19 protein-coding genes and 1 tRNA gene are annotated in these 23135 nt (G+C 59.2%); 12 read left to right on the plus strand and 8 right to left on the minus strand.

Features of this window, described 5'->3' with window-relative positions; genetic code table 11:
- Positions 1 to 100 precede the first annotated feature (100 nt).
- From RRB22_08325 to clpB, 5 genes are all read left to right on the plus strand, one after another.
- On the plus strand, positions 101 to 2050 hold the full coding sequence (locus tag RRB22_08325) for an ATP-binding protein (protein MDT8384407.1): 1950 nt from the start codon (positions 101 to 103) through the stop codon (positions 2048 to 2050).
- A 217-nt stretch (positions 2051 to 2267) separates the two neighbouring features.
- The gene (locus RRB22_08330) at positions 2268 to 2771 is read left to right on the plus strand and encodes an ankyrin repeat domain-containing protein (GenBank protein MDT8384408.1); all 504 of its coding nucleotides are present in this window, start codon (positions 2268 to 2270) and stop codon (positions 2769 to 2771) included.
- Positions 2772 to 2882: 111 nt separating this feature from the next.
- Positions 2883 to 3587, plus strand: coding sequence for a lysophospholipid acyltransferase family protein (locus tag RRB22_08335; protein MDT8384409.1), 705 nt, complete (start codon positions 2883 to 2885; stop codon positions 3585 to 3587).
- Between the two features lie 179 nt (positions 3588 to 3766).
- Positions 3767 to 3991 (plus strand): hypothetical protein, encoded by a 225-nt coding sequence (locus tag RRB22_08340; GenBank protein ID MDT8384410.1) that lies wholly within the window; start codon positions 3767 to 3769, stop codon positions 3989 to 3991.
- Positions 3992 to 4280: 289 nt separating this feature from the next.
- Complete coding sequence (clpB, locus tag RRB22_08345; protein MDT8384411.1) at positions 4281 to 6881, plus strand: ATP-dependent chaperone ClpB; 2601 nt, start codon at positions 4281 to 4283, stop codon at positions 6879 to 6881.
- 550 nt (positions 6882 to 7431) lie between these two features.
- On the opposite strand, the gene RRB22_08350 is transcribed toward clpB, so the two are convergent.
- Positions 7432 to 7899, minus strand: a complete 468-nt coding sequence (locus tag RRB22_08350; GenBank protein MDT8384412.1) for a DUF3135 domain-containing protein — start codon at positions 7897 to 7899, stop codon at positions 7432 to 7434.
- 351 nt (positions 7900 to 8250) lie between these two features.
- Here RRB22_08350 and RRB22_08355 point away from each other — a divergent pair, with 351 nt between their 5' ends.
- A complete protein-coding gene (locus tag RRB22_08355; GenBank protein MDT8384413.1) occupies positions 8251 to 8970 on the plus strand; it encodes a lamin tail domain-containing protein in 720 nt (239 codons plus the stop codon).
- 100 nt (positions 8971 to 9070) lie between these two features.
- Here the strand turns inward: RRB22_08355 and RRB22_08360 are convergent, their stop codons facing one another.
- Complete coding sequence (locus tag RRB22_08360; GenBank protein MDT8384414.1) at positions 9071 to 10471, minus strand: Wzz/FepE/Etk N-terminal domain-containing protein; 1401 nt, start codon at positions 10469 to 10471, stop codon at positions 9071 to 9073.
- Positions 10472 to 10714: 243 nt separating this feature from the next.
- Complete coding sequence (uvrA, locus tag RRB22_08365) at positions 10715 to 13687, minus strand: excinuclease ABC subunit UvrA (GenBank protein ID MDT8384415.1); 2973 nt, start codon at positions 13685 to 13687, stop codon at positions 10715 to 10717.
- Positions 13688 to 14029: 342 nt separating this feature from the next.
- Here uvrA and RRB22_08370 point away from each other — a divergent pair, with 342 nt between their 5' ends.
- The 3 genes from RRB22_08370 to RRB22_08380 all read left to right on the plus strand — a co-directional run bounded on the left by RRB22_08370 (position 14030) and on the right by RRB22_08380 (position 16979).
- The gene (locus RRB22_08370) at positions 14030 to 15466 is read left to right on the plus strand and encodes an MFS transporter (GenBank protein MDT8384416.1); all 1437 of its coding nucleotides are present in this window, start codon (positions 14030 to 14032) and stop codon (positions 15464 to 15466) included.
- Between the two features lie 133 nt (positions 15467 to 15599).
- Positions 15600 to 16073: a single-stranded DNA-binding protein gene (ssb, locus tag RRB22_08375; protein MDT8384417.1), complete on the plus strand. Its 474-nt coding sequence runs from the start codon at positions 15600 to 15602 to the stop codon at positions 16071 to 16073.
- Between the two features lie 144 nt (positions 16074 to 16217).
- Positions 16218 to 16979 carry an inositol monophosphatase family protein gene (locus RRB22_08380; GenBank protein MDT8384418.1) on the plus strand — a complete coding sequence of 254 codons (762 nt, stop codon included), beginning with the start codon at positions 16218 to 16220 and terminating at the stop codon, positions 16977 to 16979.
- Positions 16980 to 17055: 76 nt separating this feature from the next.
- On the opposite strand, the gene RRB22_08385 is transcribed toward RRB22_08380, so the two are convergent.
- Genes RRB22_08385 through RRB22_08395 form a run of 3 tightly spaced genes read right to left on the minus strand, consistent with a single transcriptional unit; the run spans position 17056 to position 18448 of the window.
- On the minus strand, positions 17056 to 17298 hold the full coding sequence (locus RRB22_08385; GenBank protein MDT8384419.1) for a hypothetical protein: 243 nt from the start codon (positions 17296 to 17298) through the stop codon (positions 17056 to 17058).
- Between the two features lie 38 nt (positions 17299 to 17336).
- On the minus strand, positions 17337 to 18278 hold the full coding sequence (locus RRB22_08390; protein MDT8384420.1) for an OmpA family protein: 942 nt from the start codon (positions 18276 to 18278) through the stop codon (positions 17337 to 17339).
- An 8-nt stretch (positions 18279 to 18286) separates the two neighbouring features.
- On the minus strand, positions 18287 to 18448 hold the full coding sequence (locus tag RRB22_08395; GenBank protein ID MDT8384421.1) for a hypothetical protein: 162 nt from the start codon (positions 18446 to 18448) through the stop codon (positions 18287 to 18289).
- A gap of 49 nt (positions 18449 to 18497) precedes the next feature.
- On the opposite strand from RRB22_08395, the gene RRB22_08400 reads away from it, so the two are divergent.
- Positions 18498 to 19781 carry a flagellar assembly protein T N-terminal domain-containing protein gene (locus tag RRB22_08400; GenBank protein ID MDT8384422.1) on the plus strand — a complete coding sequence of 428 codons (1284 nt, stop codon included), beginning with the start codon at positions 18498 to 18500 and terminating at the stop codon, positions 19779 to 19781.
- Positions 19782 to 19996: 215 nt separating this feature from the next.
- Here the strand turns inward: RRB22_08400 and RRB22_08405 are convergent, their stop codons facing one another.
- Positions 19997 to 20302, minus strand: a complete 306-nt coding sequence (locus tag RRB22_08405) for a PilZ domain-containing protein (protein ID MDT8384423.1) — start codon at positions 20300 to 20302, stop codon at positions 19997 to 19999.
- Between the two features lie 341 nt (positions 20303 to 20643).
- Between RRB22_08405 and RRB22_08410 the strand changes: the two genes are divergently transcribed.
- Together RRB22_08410 and RRB22_08415 are read left to right on the plus strand one after the other, a co-directional pair.
- A complete protein-coding gene (locus RRB22_08410; protein MDT8384424.1) occupies positions 20644 to 21303 on the plus strand; it encodes a response regulator in 660 nt (219 codons plus the stop codon).
- 45 nt (positions 21304 to 21348) lie between these two features.
- Positions 21349 to 22932, plus strand: a complete 1584-nt coding sequence (locus RRB22_08415; GenBank protein MDT8384425.1) for a PAS domain-containing methyl-accepting chemotaxis protein — start codon at positions 21349 to 21351, stop codon at positions 22930 to 22932.
- Between the two features lie 128 nt (positions 22933 to 23060).
- On the opposite strand, the gene RRB22_08420 is transcribed toward RRB22_08415, so the two are convergent.
- Positions 23061 to 23135 (minus strand) — tRNA-Glu (locus RRB22_08420).

The following is a 23135-nucleotide window of genomic DNA, read 5'->3' on the forward strand; positions in this document are numbered from 1 at the left end:
CGGGTTTTCTGCGTAGTGCTTAGGAGTATTGATTGGATCGAATATTGTGACAAAACCGAACCCTTCAGCTTCGCAAACCGCTCCGCGACGACGCCAACCGATGCCGCTCTGGGCGCAGCTGGGGTTTGTCCTGTTGTTGCTGGCAGGGCTGATTGCCTATGCGGCCGGTGAGTTCATCCATGCACGGGAATCTACCCAGCTTTTGGCCAGAGCCCAGATCCAGATTGAACAGCAGTTGTTGTTATTGCGGGATGGCGTGGTGGAGATTCTGTTGTGGCCAGAGGCGGCGGCAGCGACGGCCCCAGCAGAAGGCCCGCAACAACTGGTCTTGAATAAACTGTTGGGCGAGTTCACGCGTCTGGTGCCGCATGTTGATCAACTGGAGATCGTTGGTGCGGATGGCCAGCGCATCATCGGCTGGCGTCGCCCCGGCGCGGAGACCAATAAACACGTTCCCCTTGTCCTTGCATTGGCACATGAGGGTGTCTCGCTGGGTGTCCTGCAGGCGGGCTGGGATGCCAGTGACAGCTACGCGCTGACGGAGTCCGTTGTGGCGGGTGTGCGCGCTACCGTTTTTGTGGTGCTGCTGATAATGGTCGGCGCGCTATTGTTGTGGCTGCGCATTCTGGTTATTCGGCCCTTGAATCTGGTGCAGCAACGCCTGCAACCGGGTGCGGCCAATACAGAGATACCGATTCCGTCATGGATGGCCGCCGAATTTCAGCACTTGATGCGTGCCGCAAAACGCATTGATGAAGTGACTGTGACGAATGACAAGCTGGCGCAAGAGATGGAGCGCCGAAAAGATGCCGAGGTTGCACTGCTGTCTCTGCGTGATGAGGCGCTGGATGCCAATCGCGCCAAAAGCGTGTTCCTCGCCAATATGAGTCATGAATTGCGTACGCCGTTAAACGCCATTCTGGGTTACAGCGAGATTCTGGGAGAGGAGGTCTGCGCCAAGGGGCATGCGGAATATGCCAAGGATCTGGAAAGGATCAATCAGGCGGGACGCCATCTACTGGTGCTGATTAATGAGGTGCTGGATATATCGAAAATCGAGGCGGGCAAGATGGAGTTACATCTTGAGGCCTTTCATTTTCATGAAATCGTCAATGTCGTGGTGATGACCGTACAGCCAATGATGCTGAAAAACGGCAATGTGATTCGCATCGAGGGAGTTAATTCGATCCCGCCGATGCGGGGGGATGTCACCAGGGTGCGGCAGATCCTGTTTAATCTGCTCAGTAACGCCATCAAGTTCACTGATCACGGCGAGATTGTGCTTTCCGTGAAACCGCAGGCCCGCAATGACATCGATGGCCTTGAGCTGCTAGTGACTGATTCGGGGATTGGCCTGAGTGCCGAAGATATCGACATGCTGTTTGTACCCTTCCAGCAGGTGGATACCTCGACCACACGAAAATACGGCGGCACCGGCCTGGGTCTGTCACTGTGTCGGCATTTGTGCGAAATGATGCAGGGTGAAATCTGGGTGGAAAGTGAGGCCGGACACGGGGCGACATTCGGGGTGTGGTTGCCGCTGTCGCTCGACCAACCCCTTGGCATAGCACCGGCTACTTACTGTCTGGTGAATGCCGGCCCCGACCCGAAGAGCGTGCGGCTGCCGGACGAGGTGATGCGGCGCATGCAGGGTGATGAACGCCGCAAGCGTATCTCAACCGTGTTGACGATCGATGATGATCCCAATGTGCTGGATCTCATGGCGCGCGTCTATCAGCGTGAGGGGTTTCGTCCGGTGTCGGCCACCAATGGCAAGGCCGGAATCGAACTGGCGCGGCAGCTCAGGCCGGATCTGATCACGCTGGATATTATGATGCCGGAGATGGATGGCTGGTCGGTGCTTAAGGCCTTGAAGGAGGACCCCGAACTAAAAGACATTCCGGTGATCATGGTCAGCATCGTCGAAAACAAGCCTATGGCGCTGGATGTGGGTGCGCTCGACTCCCTGACCAAGCCGATCGCCTGGGATCGGTTGCTCGATCTGACGCGTAATATTGTCAGAAATGTGGACACGAAGTCGGAAGAATAGTGCACGGCAATGACGCGCCCGTCCCCCCCACGGTCGCAGCCGGATTGCGTGCCACTGTCTGCACTGTTCGGCCGGTGCGCCACGCGTTGAGGCCCCTGGGGGTACTGTACGCGCCGTTCAGTTTTCATGAGATTGGCCGATAAATAGGCAAATAGCCGGTGCGTGTGCGCCGGGACATAACTCGAAGAGTAGACTCAAAACGGAGCCGAGGTGTGAAATGAGACCAGTCCAACGAGCCCTGTTCGTACTGCTCGCCATGTTGGTGGGCCTGCCCGCCCTCGCGCTGGGCCGCGACCTCAATGCCGAGCTGATCAATGCCGCCGCCCAGGGCCGCCTGGCGATGCTGCGCTCCCTGATCACCGAGGGCGCCGACGTCAATACCGTCAATCCCAATGGCAAAACACCGCTGATGAGCGCGGCCTATTACGGTAATGAGCGCGCGGTGCGATTGCTGCTGTCCGCGGGCGCCGATGTCAATGCCAAGGATAAGACCGAGGCAACGGCCCTGATGGCGGCCGCCTTTGGCGGTAATCTCAGCGTTGTGCAGGCGTTGCTTGCCGAGGGTGCCGATGTCAATGCGAAATCCAAAACCGGTGCCTCTGCCCTGAATAATGCCAATACGCGGGGCTTTGAGACGGTGGCCCAGGTGTTGGAAGACGCCGGTGCCGTTGATGAGGGTGGTGGTAAAAAGAAGAAGAAAAAGAAGAAAAAGAAGCGATAGTCCCCCGTTAGAATCTTGTTGCGGACGGTGGCGCCAGGACCGGTACAGCGACCCTGAATTTCCCCATGCTAGTTTTATTTCCCTTTCCCGATCACACTAAGCCCTATGTTGATGTCCTGGTTATTTGCGCTTGGCGTGCTGCTTGCGGCGGCTGTGCTGTGGTTGCTATATCGGTTGCTGCGCGCCGGCGAGGCCGCCACGCACGCCGACTGGGGTGATCCCTGGACGTCACGCATCGCCGGCCTGATCGGCCTGTTTTGCCGTTATGTGCACCGCTTTGAGTATGACCCGATCCCCCTGCCCACCGAGGGCGGTGCCGTGGTGGTGGCGAATCACATCTCCGGCCTCGATCCCTTTCTGTTGATTGTGGCCAGCCCCCGCCCCTTACGCTTTCTCATCGCCCGTGAACAATACGAGCGCTTTGGCCTGAAATGGTTATTCCGCCGTGCCCAGTGCATTCCTGTGGATCGTGAACGGCGACCGGAGCGCGCCATGCGTGAGGCCTTGCGTGCGCTGCAGGCGGGGGATGTGGTGGCCCTGTTTCCGCAGGGGCGGATACATGTGCCGACCGCGGGGCCGCGTAAATTGAAGGGCGGAGCGGTGCGTCTGGCCCATCAGTGTCACTGCCGGATCTATCCCGTGCAGGTGAGTGGTGTGCGGGCGCAGGGGCATACCGCCCTGGCGATTATTGTCCCCAGTCGGTCAAGGATGCGGACCCTGCCGACCCTGGATTGTCAGGAATTGTCCCATGAGGATTGTCTTGCCGCGCTTGCGGAGCGTCTGGGGCTGGTGGCGCAGCACCAGCAGGCCCGATAGTCTGCGTCCCACAGGCGCGGTTTCTCAGAGCGTCTCGGTGCTATCCAGTGATGCGATGTGACCGGCTGTCCCTGCGCCCCGCGTCGGCCTCTGCCCGTTTTGGGCTTGCCTAGAGGCCGAGCGCTGGCTACCATGGTTTATGTATATTCCATGCAGCCCATAACACGAGGTAGTCGGTGATGGAACTTGAATTGATGCCCATGAACGAGCCCGATCCGGGGGCGGGTGATCTGGCCCCGCAGGATCGACCCTTGAAGTATACCGGCCCGGAGCGGCGTAAAATCGCGGTGCGCAGGGTGACGGTCGATCGTCGCGAGATGGCCCGCTTTGAGGCCAAAACGGATCGCCGCCATGGGATGGATCGACGCGGCGACCTGAAGCTGTGGGACGGGCGTAATTTCTGATCCGGGCGGTCTGCATGGCGTCGGTGTGCGCGGCGCCCTTTTCGACCCCCACCGACGATGGCCGCCACGCCTGGCCCCGTCTCCGCTAGCACTGCCAACCTATCCCCATCACTCATCCATCGTTGTTGACTGCCGTTCTCGCCGCCACTGACGTTCTCGCACGCACCGTCCCATAGCGATTTTCCGCAATCGCTTGAATCACGATTCCCTGCCCCCATCTAAGGTCTATTAACCGCACCGGCCTGCGGGTCGTGCCGAGCTACGTTCTGTTTTATGGGGGCAACATCACATGCGTATGGACAAAATGACAAGCAAATTTCAGGCGGCGCTGGCGGATGCGCAAAGCCTGGCGGTAGGGCGGGATCATCAGTTTATCGAACCCGTCCATCTCATGCTGGCGATCCTGGATCAGGACGCCAGTACCGTCCGTCATCTGCTGAATAACGCCGGGGTGAACGTCAATCAGTTGCGCACCCTCCTGGGTGAGGCGCTGGAAAAGATGCCCAGCGTGGAAGGGGCCGCCGGTGATGTGCATATCTCTAACGAACTGGGCCGTCTGCTCAATGTCACCGACAAGCTGGCGCAGGATCGAAAGGACAGCTACATCTCCAGTGAGCTGTTTGCCCTGGCCGCAGTGCAGAGCAAGGGTCAGCTCAGCGAATTAATGCATAAGGCCGGCGCTGCCAAGGGTAGCGTTGAACAGGCCATCGATGAGGTCCGCGGCGGGGAAAAAATTGATGATCCCAATGCCGAGGAGAGTCGACAGGCGCTGGAAAAATATACCATCGATTTCACCGAGCGCGCCGAACAGGGCAAGCTGGATCCGGTGATTGGTCGTGACGACGAGATTCGTCGGACCATCCAGGTATTGCAGCGGCGGACCAAAAACAACCCCGTGCTCATCGGTGAGCCTGGCGTGGGCAAGACGGCGATTGTCGAAGGCCTGGCGCAGCGGATCATCAACGGCGAGGTGCCGGAAGGCATGAAAGGGAAACGCCTGTTGTCGTTAGACATGGGGTCGCTGATTGCCGGCGCCAAGTTTCGGGGTGAGTTTGAGGAACGCCTCAAGGCGGTATTGAATGATCTGTCCAAGCAGGAGGGGCAGATCATCCTGTTCATTGATGAATTGCATACCATGGTCGGCGCAGGCAAGGCCGAGGGCTCGATGGATGCGGGCAATATGCTGAAGCCCGCGCTGGCGCGGGGTGAGTTGCACTGCGTGGGCGCCACCACCCTGGATGAGTATCGCCAGTACGTGGAAAAAGACGCCGCCCTGGAACGTCGGTTCCAGAAGGTGCAGGTCGATGAGCCCAGTGTGGAAGATACCATCGCCATCCTGCGCGGCCTGAAAGAGAAATATGAGGTGCACCATGGTGTGGATATCACCGATCCCGCTATCGTCGCGGCTGCGACTTTGTCGCATCGCTATATTACGGATCGGCAGTTGCCGGACAAGGCCATCGATCTGATTGACGAGGCCGCCTCGCGTATCCGCATGGAGATCGACTCCAAGCCAGAGAGCATGGATCGCCTGGATCGTCGCCTGATTCAGCTGAAGATAGAACGTGAGGCGCTGAAAAAGGAGTCCGACGAGGCCTCCAAGCGGCGGCTAACCGATCTGGAATCCGAGGTCGAAAAACTGAGCCGCGAATATGCCGACCTCGAAGAGGTATGGAAATCGGAGAAGGCGGCGTTGCAGGGTACCCAGCACATCAAGGAGGCGCTGGACCGCGCCCGCCAGGAGCTGGAAACCGCACATCGCGCGGGCGATCTCGCCCGCATGTCGGAGCTGCAATACGGGCAGATTCCCAGTCTGGAAAAAGAGCTCGACATGGCATCGCAGGCCGAGATGATGGACATGACCTTGCTGCGCAACAAGGTCTCCGAAGAGGAGGTTGCCGAGGTGGTGGCCAAGTGGACCGGCATCCCGGTGAGCAAAATGCTGGAAGGCGAGCGTGACAAACTGCTGAAAATGGAGGATGGGCTGCGCCAGCGAGTGGTGGGCCAGGAGGAGGCGGTAAAGGCCGTTGCCGATGCCATCCGGCGCTCGCGCGCGGGCCTGTCGGATCCGAATCGACCCAATGGTTCATTCCTGTTCCTGGGGCCGACCGGGGTCGGCAAGACCGAACTGACCAAGAGCCTGGCGGCATTCCTGTTCGACACCGAAGAGGCCATGGTGCGTATCGACATGTCCGAGTTCATGGAAAAACACTCGGTGGCCCGCTTGATTGGTGCCCCGCCGGGTTATGTCGGTTATGAGGAGGGGGGTTACCTGACCGAGGCGGTGCGGCGCAAACCCTATTCGGTGGTGCTGTTGGACGAGATCGAAAAGGCGCACCCGGATGTGTTCAATATTCTGTTGCAGGTGCTGGATGACGGACGGCTGACCGATGGCCACGGGCGTACCGTGGACTTTCGTAACACGGTGATTGTGATGACCTCCAATCTGGGCTCCGAACTGATCCAGCAAATGGCGGGCGAGGAAAACTACGCCGCGATGAAGTCCGCGGTCATGGAGGTGGTTGGCGCCCATTTCCGTCCGGAGTTCATCAACCGCGTGGATGAATCCGTGGTATTCCATCCGCTGGGGCGTGAGCAGATTCGGGTGATCACCGGCATCCAGGTGGAGCACCTCAGGGCACGCCTGCAGGATCGGGATATGGATCTGCGGCTCACTGATGCTGCGCTGGATTTTCTGGGCGAGGCGGGGTTCGATCCCGTCTACGGCGCCCGGCCGCTGAGACGCGCGATTCAACAGGGTATCGAGAATCGGCTCGCGCAGGAGATTCTGTCGGCACATTTCCAGCCGGGTGATGTCATCCTGGTGGATAAAAAGGGCGCTGAGCTGGTGTTCAGCAAGCAGGCCGCCGTGGGCGCCAGTGCGGCCTGATGGCGAAAACGGCAACGCTGGCAGTGGAGACTGCATAACATTCATTAACCAAGTGAATTAGTATTTTTTATCTATTTTTATGAGAGTCTCGCCGATGTGGGGCCTTTTTACCCGGAGAACAATACGTTGTGAAATGGCCTGTGGCGTCTACACTTTTATTGCATAGAAAACATCTATGTCCTTTATCTTTACAGGGTTATGTGGTGACGCTATATTAAGGCCGCACAAAGCATATGGAATTGTTGATCTCTTTAGTCGATTATTGCGAGTATTGATTGGCAGTTCCATGAATCAGCGAACTGAAACAACCTGGAGGACTTAAATATGACATTTGCTACTGGTTTGGCCATCGTAGGCGCCGTTGCTGGCATCATCTTGTTGGTGACTGTGAAGGATATGTTAAGCGACTGATTATCGAGTCGCTTCCATGCTCGGAGAAAACCCGCGGCGGCAGTGATACTGCCCGCGGGTTTTTTATTGCCCGGCGGTTATGGCCTGAGGGTCTGTGACAAGGGCCTGATGGCCCTGTGTAAGCCGTTTGCGAAGGCTATCAGCGTGACGATGGAAAGGGGATGACTTTTCCCCCATGAGAGCTATCAGGGATCGCGGGGGTGTCGGTTGTCGACTGGGGTGAGTTGCCCGATTTTGTAATGGCCAGGGTGACCAATATCTGCTGCTGATCGTTCAGCCGGTTGAGTGAGTCTCTCATCATGTTCATGATTTGTAGGCAGGATGCCATAGGCGTGCGGGCCAGATGCCGCGCCTGATCGATCTGCCATTGCAGGCCCCGCAGACGCCGATGTCTCTCAGGGGGGATTCTGGAAAAAAAGAGCTCGATATATTCAAGCCGCCTGGCCTCAAACCGGGCGGGATCATTTTTTGCCAGCTGTAATAATTCGTCGAAATCCGGGTGGTAGCGTTCCTGGTATGCGTTGTGTTGCGGCTGCTTGCTCATACGCTTATCCATGTTGAGGCGGCTGTGACCCGCACTGGTCTGCATCCCGCGGCGGTTTGCCATGAGCGGTGCCTGACGTATGACGCGGGTTTCCAGACAGTCCGTGGCTATTTGAAAGTATAGAGTCATTGTCCGGATTTTGATTTGGGGTGTCAAAAATAATCTTATTAAATGTAGGCTTATTGCTGGATGGCATTCGACCGGATTCCGCTGGCTGACGTGCCGGACGAGCTCAACCCTTTGAAAGATTTTGCTGTATTAACTGCTGGGTCTTGCCCTGCGGGATCGTCGCAGAGGGGTATTTGTTGGCACAAATTTAGGTATTTATCGATTCTTCTCCCCTGGACGGAGCGGTAGTGTGTGCAGGCGGCCATCGGGTCGTGACTAACAATAGACTTCCAGGGAGGGAGAACAATGACTTATCTACCAACGGCTCAGGCCGTTTCGGTTTTTTTCTGTGCGGTGCTACTGAGCATGATGGCGGTAACGCCTGCGCATGCCGTCTTCATCAATGAAATTCACTATGACAATGCCGGTGCGGATACGGACGAAGGGGTTGAGCTCAGCGGCGCCGTGGGTGTGGACCTGACCGGTTGGTCGCTGGTGCTCTACAACGGCGGCAATTCATCGCCCTACGGCGCAGATATCGCCCTCCATGGTGTTTTTGCGGAGAGCCAAAATGGTATGGGGGTGCTGGATTTTGGCATCTCCGGTCTACAAAACGGGGCTGCGGATGGCATTGCCCTGGTGAATAACCTGGGGGATGTGGTGCAGTTTTTGAGCTATGAAGGCGCCTTTACCGCGATCACCGGCGTCGCTGCGGGGATGACCAGCAGCGATATGGGGGTGGCAGAGTCATCATCCACCCCGGTCGGCCACTCCCTACAGCTGATCGGTGCGGGTCGTGACTATGCCGATTTTTCCTGGGCGGCGAGTCCGATGGAAAGTAGCTTTGGTGATATCAATCGCGGCCAGGTGTTTACTGTCCTGCCGGGGGTGGTTGCCGTACCCACGCCACCTGGTCTGAGTCTGTTCCTGCTGGGTCTCTGTGCCTGCCTGTGGATGCCGCGCTCCGGTTTGGGGCCGAGGAAGGAGACGGGGCTGCGGGCAGGGTCAATGGCCTTGCCGGCCTGATGGGAGTGGGTACTGGCGCGCACATGATGGGCGCGCCAGTCTTTCGGGGCGGTCGATAAGCCCGCGGCTGTGGGCGGGGCTTCTGTAGGCTGGGTTTAGCTCATGCCTGAGTCGTTTGCAGTCGCACCTTGTTCAGGAAGCTGGCAAAAAATGCCGCAAAGATACCCAGCAGGCCGCCAACAATCAGTGCCAAAATGATGATAATGCTTTTACCGGGGCCGGTGGGTTGTAGCGATTGTATGGGTGGGGTGATGGCGCGGGTAGGCTGGATATTCTGTAGCTGGGTTTCCAGGGTGCTGATGGCCTGTTGCTGGCGCTCGATGGCGCGCCGGTTGTCCGCGGTGAGTTTTTTGAGCTGTTCTTCGAGGTTGGCGATCTCTGGTGCCTGGCGCTGTTGGGCCCGCTGGTTACCGATGGCCAGGCGACTCAACTCGCTGCGGGTCTTGGCGATGATCTTGTCCTGTACCCCTTGTTCGCGCAGATTACTGGCGATTTGTTCTTCCAGTTCCTGACGGAGATTTTGCTGGCCGATGTGTAAACGCTCCTGCAATGTGGCCAGACGTGTGCGGTTTTGCTGAATCTCATTGTCGATCAGCAGCATAGTCATGGCGGCGGCCTCATTCTGCATGTTGCCAATGGCCTGCTGGCGTTGTGCAAATGCGGACTTGATCTGCGCCTCAAGATCACTGATCTGCTGTTTTAACAACGCGTCGGTGTCATCCTGTCGCTGGTAACGGGCCTTGATCAGCACGGCCTGATCCTGCAGGTCGATAAATCTCTTTTGCTCCTTCGCCAGGATGTTTTCCAGTTCCTGGCGTGGCACGGTCAGCATGCGCGGATCGCTCAGTTCGGCCTGTTTGATGCGCGCGGTGTTGAGCTGGGTCTCCAGATCTTTTTGTTTCGTGGCCAGGGTGCTGGGGTCGGCGATTTCATCCAGTTCGATCTGGGCCAGCGCAAGCTGGCTGTGCAGGCGGCCGCGATAAATATTCATCACCCGCTGGTGATCCTCCAGCAGCTTATCGGTGACGCTTTGTAAATGCTCTAGATAAATGGCTCTGTTATCGGCCTTGCCCTTAGCCTCCAGAACGATCAGCAGGCTGTTCTTTGGGGCGCGGGCCTCAATCTTGTAGAGTGAATCATCTGTGGGATGTGCGGCGTGAAACTCCTGCTGTACCAGGGGGATATAGCTTTCCTTGATCTTGGCCAGCACGCTCTCCGGCTGGTCGATGAGGCGCACCACCTCGCCGGAGCCGCTGGTTTCCAGGGTGCTGCCGATCTCGATGCTGGTGCTGTAGGTGTATTTCTGCGGTAGCAGGAAGGCGACCAATAGTCCCGCCGCCAGGGCAAGGATGATGGCGCCGAAGATGATGGCGCGGTGTTTGGCGAGTTCTAGCCACAGATCGACCAGATTGATGCTGTCTTCTTCATACCATTGTTGCGCGGGGAAACTGGGCGGGTTGGGGGTGGAAATCTCGTGTACCTTGTTAACTGCATCTTTCATTGTTAAGCCTTATATATTCCCTGAAAAAGTAGATCGACCGGAGTGTCGATATTCCTGTGCTGCTGTGTGTAACGGTGTTGTGGTACGTGGGCCGAGCACGCGCTGTCCCGGTCGCCAGTGATTTAACAATAATACCGAATATTGAGGGCTTTTCCATGCCGTTAGCAGAAACTTTCTGCGCGCCGAATTGCCGGGCGCGGTATTGTCGCCGTTTCACTCGATTGATCCGCCGTTTGTTCCAGCTCAGGTCGCGCGGCCGGCATGGCGCGCGGCCGCAGCAAATGTGGCCTTCAGAAAGTGGCCGGTGTGAGAGGCCTCATGCGCTGCGATACTGGCGGGTGTGCCGGTGGCGATGATCGTGCCGCCGCCCTCGCCACCTTCGGGGCCCAGGTCGATCACCCAGTCGGTGGTCTTGATGACATCGAGATTGTGCTCGATGATCACAATGGTATTGCCGTGATCGCGCAGTCGGTGCAGAACGCCCAGCAGTTGTTCGATGTCGTGAAAGTGCAGGCCGGTGGTTGGCTCGTCGAGGATATAGAGGGTATTGCCGGTGTCGCGCTTGGAGAGTTCGCGCGCCAGCTTTACCCGTTGGGCCTCGCCACCCGAGAGGGTCGTTGCTGCCTGGCCTAACTTGATATAACTCAGGCCCACATCGATCAGGGTCTGTAACTTGCGCGCCACGGCGGGAATCGCATCAAAAAAGGCACGCGCATCCTCGACGGTGAGCTCCAGCACTTCGTAGATGTTCTTGCCTTTGTATTTTATTTCCAGGGTCTCGCGATTGTAGCGCTTGCCCATACAGACATCGCAGGGCACATAGATGTCGGCCAGAAAATGCATTTCCACCTTGATTACACCATCGCCACGACAGGCCTCGCAGCGCCCGCCCTTTACGTTGAAGCTAAACCGCCCCGGCGTGTAACCGCGCGAGCGCGCCTCCTGGGTGCCGGTGAACAATTCACGAATCGGTGTGAACAGACCGGCATAGGTGGCGGGGTTGGAGCGCGGCGTGCGGCCGATGGGGCTTTGGTCAATATCGACAACCTTATCAAACTGCTCGAGGCCTTCGATTTTCTCGCACGGCGCGGCGTCTTCCTGATTATGGTTGATCAGCTGCGCGGCGAGCCGGTAAAGGGTGTCATTGATCAGCGTGGATTTGCCGGAGCCGGAGACACCGGTGACGGCGGTCATCAGGCCCACCGGAATATCGACATCGACATTCTTCAGGTTATTGCCGGAGGCGCCGCGAATCCTGATCTGGCGTTTGTCGTCCGGCGGCGTCAGTGTGGCGGGGATCGCAATCGCCTTGCGACCGGAAAGGTACTGGCCGGTGAGTGAATGTTCATTATCCATCACCTCCTGTGGTGTGCCCTGGGCGACGATTTCACCGCCGTGCACGCCAGCGCCGGGACCGATGTCCAGCACATGATCCGCGCTCAGAATCGCGTCCTCATCGTGCTCTACCACAATCACCGTGTTGCCCATGTCGCGCAGGTAGTTGAGGGTGTTGAGCAGGCGTTGATTGTCGCGCTGGTGCAGGCCGATGGAAGGCTCATCGAGCACGTACATCACGCCCACCAGCCCGGCGCCGATCTGGCTGGCGAGTCGGATGCGCTGGGCCTCGCCGCCGGATAGCGTGTCGGCGCTCCGGTCTAGCGAAAGATAGTCGAGACCTACGTTGACCAGAAAATTCAACCGCTGATTGATCTCCTTGACAATCTTGTCAGCGATCGCGCCGCGATGGCCCGCCAGTTTCAGTTGGGCGAAAAATCCCTGCGCCCGGCCGACGGGCAGGGCGGTGACCTCCGATAACGATTTTTCGGCAATGAATACATTGCGCGGGCCTTCGGCCAGCCGTGTACCGTTGCAGTCTGGGCAGGATCGGGTGTTGAGGTATTTGGCCAGTTCATCACGCACCACGTTGGAATCGGTTTCATGATAACGGCGATCCATGTTGGGCAGGATGCCTTCGAAGGGATGGCTGCGGGTGGTGAAGCTGCGGCCTTTCTGGTGCCGGTCATTGTAATACCGGAACTCGATCTCTTGATTGCCACTGCCGTTGAGAATGACCTTCTGAATATTTTCCGGCAGATCCTGGAACGGCAGGTCCAGATCGAACTGATAGTGTTTGGCCAGCGAGCTGATCATCTGGAAATAGTAGGCGTTGCGTTTGTCCCAGCCGCGAATGGCGCCGGCCGGCAGGCTGAGTTCGGGGTGGCGCACGACACGCTCGGCATCAAAAAACTGTTTCACACCCAGGCCATCACAGCCGTCGCAGGCGCCAGCCGGATTGTTGAAGGAGAACATGCGCGGCTCGAGTTCCGGTAGTGAGTAGCCGCAGTGGGGGCAGGCGAAGCGGGCGGAGAACAGCAGTTCGCCCCGGTCTTCGTGGTCGGTCTCGCTGGTTGCGGTTTTTTCATGGCCCTCTTTATTATCGTCCTCTGAGTCCTTGATAAAGGCCACCGCGGCAATGCCGTCGGTGAGCGCGAGCGTGGTCTCGAAGGAATCGGCCAGGCGCTGCTGTTGGTCGGCGACTGCGCCCGATGCCCCGCCATCCACGTCGCTGGCGCCTGGTGGTGCGCCGCGCACCTTGAGTCGGTCCACCACCGCCTCGATGGTGTGTTTTTTTCGCAGATCCAGCTCGGGCACCTCGTCGAGTTCAAACAGCGCGCCGTCGACACGCACGCGCACAAAGCCCTGGGCGCGTAAATCCTTGAACACGCTCAGGTGTTCGCCCTTGCGATTGCGCACCACCGGCGCCAGCAGCATGATCTTGCTGCCCGCAGGCAGGGCCAGCACCTGATCCACCATCTGGCTGACGGTCTGCATCTCCAGCGTACTGCCGTGTTCCGGGCAGCGGGGCGTGCCGGCGCGGGCGTAGAGCAGGCGCAGGTAGTCATAGATCTCGGTGATGGTGCCGACGGTGGAACGCGGGTTGTGCGAGGTGGATTTTTGCTCGATGGAGATGGCCGGCGACAGGCCCTCGATGTGGTCCACGTCCGGCTTTTCCATCATCGACAGGAATTGCCGTGCGTAGGCGGACAGCGATTCCACATAGCGGCGCTGGCCCTCGGCATAGATGGTGTCGAAGGCCAGCGAGGACTTGCCGGAACCCGACAGGCCGGTGATCACGATCAGTTTGTCGCGTGGCAGCTCGAGGTCGATGTTCTTGAGGTTGTGGGTGCGGGCGCCCTGAATGCGAATAAAATCCATACTGCGGGTATCTCTGTTAAGTCGTGCCTGGGTCGTGTTGGACCGACGATGTCGGTCCCGATGCCTGGCGTGGCGCGGAAGTGGGGCGGCGGGCGGGATGTTCCCGGAATTTTCCGACGGGTCCACAGGGTTTTTCCGGCACAACGCAAACCTGATACTATACGCCGTTCCTTGTTCGCGAGCCAAAATTGCGGCGCTTTATTTTATCCGGCGCGTCAGGCGTCTCGCCAGCGCTGGTGGGCGATCATTGTTGGCGCCCTTTTTCGATATGAGAGTGTTGTGACCCAGAGTATGCAGAAGCCCGATTACGCTACCGACGCCCCCTCTTCGGCCCCCACGGGTATGGTGCCCGCCGAGCGCCGCGCGGTATTTTCGCTGGCCAGCATCTATGCCCTGCGCATGATGGGGCTGTTTATGATCCTGCCGGTATTCGCCCTCTACGGTGAAACCCTGGAAGGCTATACCCCCGCCCTGATCGGCATCGCCATCGGTATCTATGGCCTCACCCAGGCGGCTTTGCAGATCCCGTTTGGTATGGCCTCGGACCGTTTCGGGCGCAAACCCGTTATCACCCTCGGCCTGATCATCTTCGCCATCGGCAGTGTGGTGGCGGCGACCGCCGATTCCATGAACGGAGTCATCATCGGCCGCGCCCTGCAGGGTGCCGGGGCCATTGCCGCCGCCGTGATGGCGCTGACCGCCGACCTCACCCGCGAGGAGAACCGCCTCGGCGCCATGGCCATCATCGGCATGAGTATCGGTGTGGCCTTTGCCACCTCGCTGGTGATGGGCCCGGTGCTCAATCAGTGGATCGGGGTGGACGGGATTTTCTGGCTGACCGGCCTGCTGGCGGTCGCCGCAATCGGTGTGCTGCACTATGTGGTGCCGACCCCGGTGTGCAGCAGCTTTCACCGTGATGCGCAGACGGTGCCTGCGCAGCTTAAAACCGTGGTCTCCGACCCCCAGTTGCTGCGCCTGGACTTCGGCATCCTCGCCCTGCACATGATGTTGACGGCCACCTTCGTGGTGTTGCCGCTGGCGCTGCGTGACCATGCCGGGCTGGATGCGGCGCATCACTGGTATGTCTACCTGCCCGTGATGCTGTTATCGATGGTGTTGATGGTGCCGTTTGTGATCATCGCCGAGAAGAAGCGCCGCATGAAAACGGTGTTTGGCGCCGCGGTGCTGCTGCTGGCGCTGGCGGAGCTGGCCTTCATGCTGGGCTACCGGTCGATGACGGGCATCGTCTTTGGCCTGTTCGTCTTCTTCACCGCCTTCAATGTATTAGAGGCCACGCTGCCGTCGCTGATCGCCAAGGTGGCCTCGCCCGACAGCAAGGGCAGCGCCATGGGGGTGTATTCCAGCTCCCAGTTTATGGGCGCCTTCTTCGGTGGCACCCTGGGCGGCTGGCTGTATGGCCAGAGCGGCATGGAGGCAGTTTTTGGCATGTGTGCGGCCCTGGCCGTGGTATGGTTCCTGATTGCGGCGACCATGCAGAGTCCGCGCTACCTCAGCAGCCACCTGGTACGCGTCGGGCCGATCAGCGAGGCGCAGGCGCGACACCTGGTCACCGAATTCACCAAGGTGACGGGTGTTGCCGAGGCGGTCGTCATCGCCGAAGATGGCATTGCCTACCTGAAGGTGGACCTGCATGCGCTGGACCGGGAGGCGCTCCGCGCCTATTCCGTCGAGCGGGATCCGATCCAGGCTGGCGAGGCCGCCGCGACGGCAGACGGCGTGGGCGATGCGGCAAAATCGGCGGCCCGTCAGGCCCCGTAAGACAGGGCAGAATCAGCCTTTGGCGGCAGGTTTTAATCCTGGATCCGCGGTTAAGCCACGGATTCAGGTCAATATCAACGATATCAATATTTCAGTATCAACAGCTTAGTATGAACCGTGGGGAGAGAGGACAATGGCGCGTGGCGTAAACAAGGTAATTCTGATTGGCAACCTGGGGCAGGACCCCGAAGTGAAATACATGCCCAACGGCAATGCGGTGACCAACGTCACCGTGGCGACGTCGGAAAGCTGGAAGGACAAAAATACCGGTGAGCAGAAGGAAAACACGGAATGGCACCGGGTGGTGTTCTTCCGCCGTCTGGCCGAGATTGCCGGCGAGTATCTGAAGAAGGGCTCGAAGGTCTATGTCGAGGGCAGGCTACAGACGCGCAAGTGGCAGGACAAGGACGGTTCGGACCGTTACACCACCGAGATCATCGCCAACGAGATGCAGATGCTCGATGGACGTGGTGCAGGCGGTGCAGGTGGCGGTGGCGGCGGCGGTGGTGGTGCAGGCGGTGGTTATGGCCAGGCATCGGGCGGCTCCTCCTCGCAGGCCCCGGCCGGCGGCGGCATGGGCGATTTTGATGACGATATTCCGTTCTGACGGACAGCTAAGGCTCGTGCTGCTCGCGCTGCTTTAACTATAAGAACAGCCCATCAAGCCCCTGTCGCCAGGGGCTTTTTTTATCGGTGCCAGACGGATGGGGGAATGGCGGATATCAGGGGCCCGGCAGAAAGGGGAGATCCTATGAACATCGATCAAGATGCCCTGCATGGGTTAATGCGAAGTGTAGGGCGCGAGCAGCTAGTGCCGCGTTTTGCACGGCTGGCAGGTTCGCTGAAGGCAGACGGCAGCCTGCTGACGGAGGCGGACCTTGCCGCGCAACAGGCGCTGGCGAAGGCCCTGTTGCGGCTGTACCCGGGGTCGGTGGTGCTGGGCGAGGAGATGTCGGCCAGCGAACAGGCGCACGGCCTGGGCGCGGGGCGGCCCCTGTGGTGCCTGGATCCCCTGGACGGCACCCGAAACTTTTCCGCCGGCATCCCCTATTTTTCGATCTCCATCGCCCTGCTGGAAGGGGGGCGGGTGACGCTGGCGGCGGTGTATGACCCGCTGCGCGACGAGCTGTTTCATGCCGACCGGTCGTCGGAGGCCCTGCTGAATGGGGCCGCGCTGCAGCCCCGGACAGAGGCTTACGAACTACAGCAGAGTATCGCCCTGGTGGATTTCAAGCGCCTGCCTCCCGGTCTCGCCACGCGCCTGGTGAGCGCGCCACCCTATCAGTCACAGCGCAGTTTTGGTTCGGTGGCGCTGGACTGGTGCTGGCTGGCTGGCCGACCGGCGGGTGCAGGTGTATCTGCATGGTCGGGCGCACTTATGGGACTATGTCGCCGGGCAGTTTATCTTTCAGCGCAGTGGCGGCCTCTCCTGCACATTAGAAGGCGAGCCCGTTTTTCGCCCAGCGCTGGTGGCGCGTTCCTGTGTGGGGGCGGTCACGCCGGCGCTGTTTGAAGAGTGGCGGCGGTATCTACAGATTCCGGATACCAGGCCGGTGATCACGCCGGTCGACGATGTCTCGTGAAACAGACTAGCGCCCCTGTGCGTCCATCTCGCGACGCTGCCTGTCCGCCGCGTCCTGCACCAGCTGGTTGACGGCCTCGGCCTTGTTGAGGGCGTCCAGTTGTTCCTGCGCAAAGTGTTCCTGCGGCGCAGGCCGGGTTTTGCTTGCGGTATCGCTGTCGGTGGAGCAGGCCGTACTTAGCAACAGACAGGTCAGCAGCAGACAGGTCAGCAGCAGGCAGGATCGGCAGATTCTGGTGACAATGTTCATCAAACTATTTCCTCTTTAAGGGCGCCCTGGGACAGCGCCTATTTCACCAGGATCACGGCGGCCCGCCGGTTGGCGGCGCGACCCTGGTCGGTATTGTTGCTGGCCTTGGGTTGGCGTTCACCAAAGGACTTGAGGGTAAACAGGGCCGCCGCTGCGCCCTGGTCGATCAGGTATTGCCGGGCCGCCAGGCTGCGGCGTTCACCCAGTTTGTCATTACTGCCCTTGCCTCCGACGCTGTCGGTGTGGCCATAGACCTCCACCCGTTTGATCCCGGGATCGGATTTGATGTATCGCGCCACGGCGTCCAAGCGGCTGCGATCCTCGGCACTCAGTGTGTGCCTGCCGAACTCGAAATGCAGCAGGGTGTTTTCGACATCGGCAAATCGGTAGTCGGGGAGTTGATCCAGACAGCTGATGAATTCATCCAGTGCGGCCTTGATGTGAATGCCCGGCAGGGCGACGCTGACCTGATCGCGGGCGTCCGCCCAGTCACGATAACTAAAAGTGGGGAACATGCCTTTTTGCAGCTCGGCCAGCATGCGCCGGGAGAGTCCCTCTTCGAGCCGAAACGGGGTGTCGCCCTTGATCACCGGCACGCTGCCCAGATCCACCACCGGGATCTGGTGTTTCCATTCGGGCGGCAGGGAGCGCAGCTGGGCGCTGTCCTTGTTACGGCTCGCCTGGCGTTTCACCTTCAGGGTAAAGCGCAGCTTTTCCCCGGCGCTTTGGGTGAAGGTCGCCTCACCATAGAGAGGGATCTCGTGTTTGAGTGTGCAGTGAAGTTTTGCCGAGGAGGCCTCCCAGCGCACGTTATCCAGTGGCGCCTGATAGTGCTGGGTGCCGGCCAGGGCCGGCACGGTCGCCAGGCACAGCAACAGGCCGATGCACGCCACGCAGGCGCTGGCCGCCGGGGGCGTGGTGATGGTTGGCACGGATAGTGTATTCAATCGGGTATGGGTCGCTGTGCGCAATAGGGTCATAGTGGGCCTCAATAGTGGTTACAGCGGCCCGCCACGGCGAATTCTTTAGATTTTACAAGGCTCTGCAGGGCCTGTTGGAGATCCGGCGCGGGCAGTAAAGGATCAGGATAAGCCGGTGTATTGCTTAAGAATTTGCCGGTTTTTGCCGCTAGCGGCAGTAATTGGGTCAAACGACGCATCCTGCGCGGGGTCGCGGTCGTCGTCAGAGGAGGCGGTGTGGTGAAGGCATTATTGAGGTGGAAAAACAGGACGTCGCCGGGATTGCCGGTGTGGTTGCCGATGCTATTGGCGTTGTTGCTGATGGCCGGGGCGGCACAGGCGCAGCTGGTTGAGGCGGAAGGTACCTCGCCGATCAGCGGCCCGGTGGGTGTGGCCAAACGCCTGGCCATGCAGGACGCCATCCGCCAGGCGCTGATGCAGGCCAGCGCGCAGGTGTCCACCACCACGGTGGTGTCGTCCAGCGGCGTGGTGTCGGATAACGTGCGATTTACCGCGCGGGGCAGTGTCACCAATGTGGTGATTGTGGACGAGTGGACGGACGAGACCAATTATTACGTGCGCATCCGGGCCCAGGTGCCGCAGGCGGGCGAGGCCCGTGCCGCCACGGGTCAGGCGGGCGGCGTCAGTCCGGTCTCACTCCAGGCGCCGCAAACCATGGCCCGGCCCGGTGATATCGGCCAGTATCGACGCACCGTGGCGATCACCCAGTTTCATGTGTCGGATCGCACCCATATCTCGGACCTGCCGAATATCGAGGTGGAAATCGCGCGCGAGCTAAAGCGCCGTCTGGATGCGGATGGGCGGGTGCGCACCGTGGATGCCTCGCAATATCTATTGCCGCTGGGTGATGATGGTGTGGTGTCGCAGCGGCGCATTCTCGGTGCGCTGCCGCCGGCCCGGGAAGTCGGCCAGCTGGCCATTGAGTTTGCCGAGTCTCTGGGGGTGCAATTTGTCGTGAGCGGCGTAATCCGTGACATGGGCATCACCAAGCACATGCTGGGCGCCCGGGTCCGACATCTGGAACTGGATATCATCGTGCATGACGGCATCACCGGCGCGGAAGTGGCCAGGCACCGTCTTAACGAATCGGTGGTGGATGGCGGACTGTTTGAATTCCCCACCACTACGCCGGTGTTGAACGACAAATTTTATGCCTCGGCCTTTGGGCAGGGCGTGCACCGGGTGCTGGATAAACTGGTGAGTATGCTGGCGGCCGATCTGAATCATCAACTGTTTACCGCGCGGGTGATCCGCACCGAAGGCAAGCAGGTGTTTTTTGATGCGGGCGGGGTGGCCAATGTCAAGGTGGGCGATGTGTTGAACACCTTCCACCTGAGTCAGTCATCGGTCAATGACCTGCCGGGCCAGCGCTCGCTGGGGTTCTCGGAAAAGCCCACCGCCATTCTGGTGGTGACCAAGGTGCAGCGTCTGTTTTCGGTGGGGGAGCTGGACTCCGAGACGCTTCGTTTGAGTCCCGGAGATGTGATCCGTTTTGAGCCCTGAGAGCCTGTGAAAAATTCGCTGGCCTACTGCGGGCGCCGCTGTGCGGCTGCAACGGCGTTGCGCTACGTGAAAACGGCGGTCATTTGGTCCACCAAACTCCCTTGTTTTCGCGTAGCGCGCCTTGTTTCGCTCGCAAATCGACGCCCTCGCTACGGCCGTCGAATTTTTCACAGGCTCTGAGCCGATCGTCAAGTATCAGTTAGGCGTGGTGGCTTTCATGAAGCCTTGATCGAGGTGATCTTGCCGGCAACGGTATATTGATTCAGTGCGTCATTGGATTGAGACCGAATCACCTTTACCACCGCCTCAAAGGGCGACACCACGGAATACTGGGGGGTGATGTTGACCTCCAGTTCGGCACCGTCCGGGATCGAACTGTCGGTGGTGAACAGAATGCCGGTGGCACTGAGATTACAGCAGGTGCCCTGCTGCATTTCCTTACTGCCCAGGGTGCGAAATTGCAAAGCATGTTCTGTGCTCATGCGAATGAAATCACGCTTTTCATCATATTGAATCGACATCAAAAACTCCTCGTCGGTGTGTCCGCTAGCCTCGGTAGTTGTCTTAGTTATCAAATGTCCAGGCATTGTGCAAGATTTGAGCGGCCTGTGTTTTTTGCCGGTCCACACCCCTGCGCCTAAGTCTTTCAAAACAGAATGGTTTTCCGCAATGGTGGTGGGTGTGTGGCAGAGGGGCCCGCCATGCCAGCGCGCGCACCCCGTGTTTAAAGTTGTCGATCAAGGGGACGATACTAAGCGTTGAAATCGCTCTAATCGCTCTAATCGTTGTGGCCGGCTGGGGCCACACTATTACGAGACATTTACAAGACATTGATGCTACGAGGCATTGATGGGAAAAGAGCATGCACAGCCCTAAGGACAACATTGCAGCTAAGGACGACATGGATAAAGACCCGGATAAAACGCGTTACCTGACCCCTAATGAGGTGGCCGCCAGGCTGATGATTTCGCCGGTCACCCTGCGGCATTGGGCACTGGCAGGCAAGCTGGGCTTTGTCACCACGCCGGGTGGGCATCGACGCTATGCAGAAGAGGAGGTTGAACAGTTTGCCGCCCGTTACCAGCAGACGGCTGCGTTATCCGCACGGTCACCGAATGACGAATCAACGTTAGATGTGCACAAGATATTAATCGTTGCGGATGATGCGCATTTCATCGAGCTGCTTCAGGCCCTGTTGCAGGCTTTGCCTGAACCTGTGCAGATCGACGTGGCGCGTGATGGCTTTGAGGCGGGACAGAAGATGCTCTCAGTCTATCCGCACACGGTGTTACTGGATCTGACCATGCCCGGTTTTAATGGCGTGGAGGTATGCCGCAAGATCAAGGCCGATCCTGCCACGGAGGACACCCGGGTGGTGGTGATCACCGCGGGCCATACCTCCGCGCACCGGAGTCAGGCGCTGGCCGCCGGCGCCGAGGCCTGCCTGGCCAGGCCGCTGGATAAGACCCGGCTACTGCAGACGATTGTACTCGGAGTGAATGACGCCACGGCGAAAGCTTAGTGCTTTTTTGAGAGAGACGTTGTTAATAGTCAGGAGTTATAGAGAATGAAAAAGAATTTTCCCGTCACCGGAATAGAAAATGATTATCCGCGTGATATGCACATTGTGTCGACAACGGATCTGAAGGGAATCACCACCTCGGTCAATGCAGACTTCAAAGCCATTGCCGGTTTCCCGGAGCAGGAGTTGATCGGCAAGAGCCACAATGTCGTGCGCCATCCGGATATGCCGCCAGCAGCCTTTGCCGACCTCTGGGCAACCCTTCAGCAGGGTAAGCCATGGATGGGCATCGTCAAAAACCGCTGTAAGAATGGTGACTACTATTGGGTGGACGCCTATGTGACGCCGATTATCGAGGCAGGTCAGGTCACGGGCTATCAGTCGGTGCGATCCAAGCCGCACAAGGCGCATGTGAAAAATGCCGAGACGCTTTATCGGCGGATCAACAGCGGTGTGTCTTTCTTGCAGCAGCAACGTAGCAGGCTCCGGGTGGGGCTGATGGGCAAGATCTATTTTGCCTTTCTGTGCACGCTGATCCCGCCGCTGGCCATTTTGGCGCTGTTGCCGGTGACCAAGTTAACGGCCCTGTCGCTGGCCGGCCTTGCCACCATGGTGGGTGGTGTGGTGGCGGCCAAGCTGGTGGCGCGTCCCTGGGAGCAGGCCGCCAGGGACAGTCACAAAATTTTTGATAACGCCATCGCCCGGCATGTGTATGCCGGGCGTGATGATGAACTGGGCCAGCTGCAGGTGGCGATTAAGGCCCTTCAGTCGCAGTTGACGACTGTGGTTTGGCGTATCGATTCCGCGGTGGGCGAGCTGGATGGTATTACCTCCACCACCAGCGAGGCGGTAGAGGCAACCAATCAGGGTATCGCCGCGCAGCAACTGGAAATAGATCAGGTCGCCACCGCCGTGAATGAGATGTCGGCCACGGTGCAGGAGGTGGCCCGCAATACCGCTCAGGCGGCCGAACTGGCGCACGGTGCCGATGAGGTGGCGAAGGAGGGCGCATTGGCCGCCACGGTCGCTATTTGTGGTATTGATGCACTGGTCGAGGAAGTAGAGCAGGCCGCCGGTGTGATCGCGAATCTGGAACAGGAATCAAACAGTGTCGGCACGGTGCTAGAGGTGATACGGGGTATCGCCGAGCAAACGAATCTGCTGGCCCTGAATGCCGCGATCGAGGCAGCGCGGGCCGGTGACGCCGGGCGCGGCTTTGCCGTGGTGGCCGATGAGGTGCGCACCCTGGCCTCTCGTACCCAGCAATCTACCGAGGAGATCAACGGCATGATTTCCCGCCTGCAGGCCGAGGCGCGAGATGCGGTGCAGGCCATGCAAAAGGCGCAGGGCGGGGCGCGGGAAAATGCCGAGCAGGTAGAGATCCTGGCAGAGAGTCTGGCCAGTATCTCGGGCGTGGTGCAGTCGATCAATGCCATGAATACCCAGATCGCCACCGCCGCGGAGGAACAGAGCGCCGTGTCGGAGGAGATCAATCGCAATGTCGTCAATATCAGTTCGCTGGCGCAACAGACCACGGCTATTTCCGAGGATACCGCCAGCTCAATGCGGGAACTGAGCGCCGAGGCCAGTCATCTGCGTGCGGTTGTGCAGCAGTTTGGCGTGCAATGAACGGCAATATTCGGGCTGGCGATGGCGAGGATTTTCTTGGGCGGGGATATGACTGAAGGGGCTGAGGCATTCAGGCGCGGCGGTATTTTGCGGCCTGCTCTGCAGTGAAATCTGCAGCGAATGTAGAATGGCGCTCCCTAGGGGACTCGAACCCCTGTTACCGGCGTGAGAGGCCAGTGTCCTAACCACTAGACGAAGGGAGC

This window comes from Gammaproteobacteria bacterium (genome assembly GCA_032250735.1).
Lineage (GTDB): Bacteria > Pseudomonadota > Gammaproteobacteria > SZUA-152 > SZUA-152 > SZUA-152.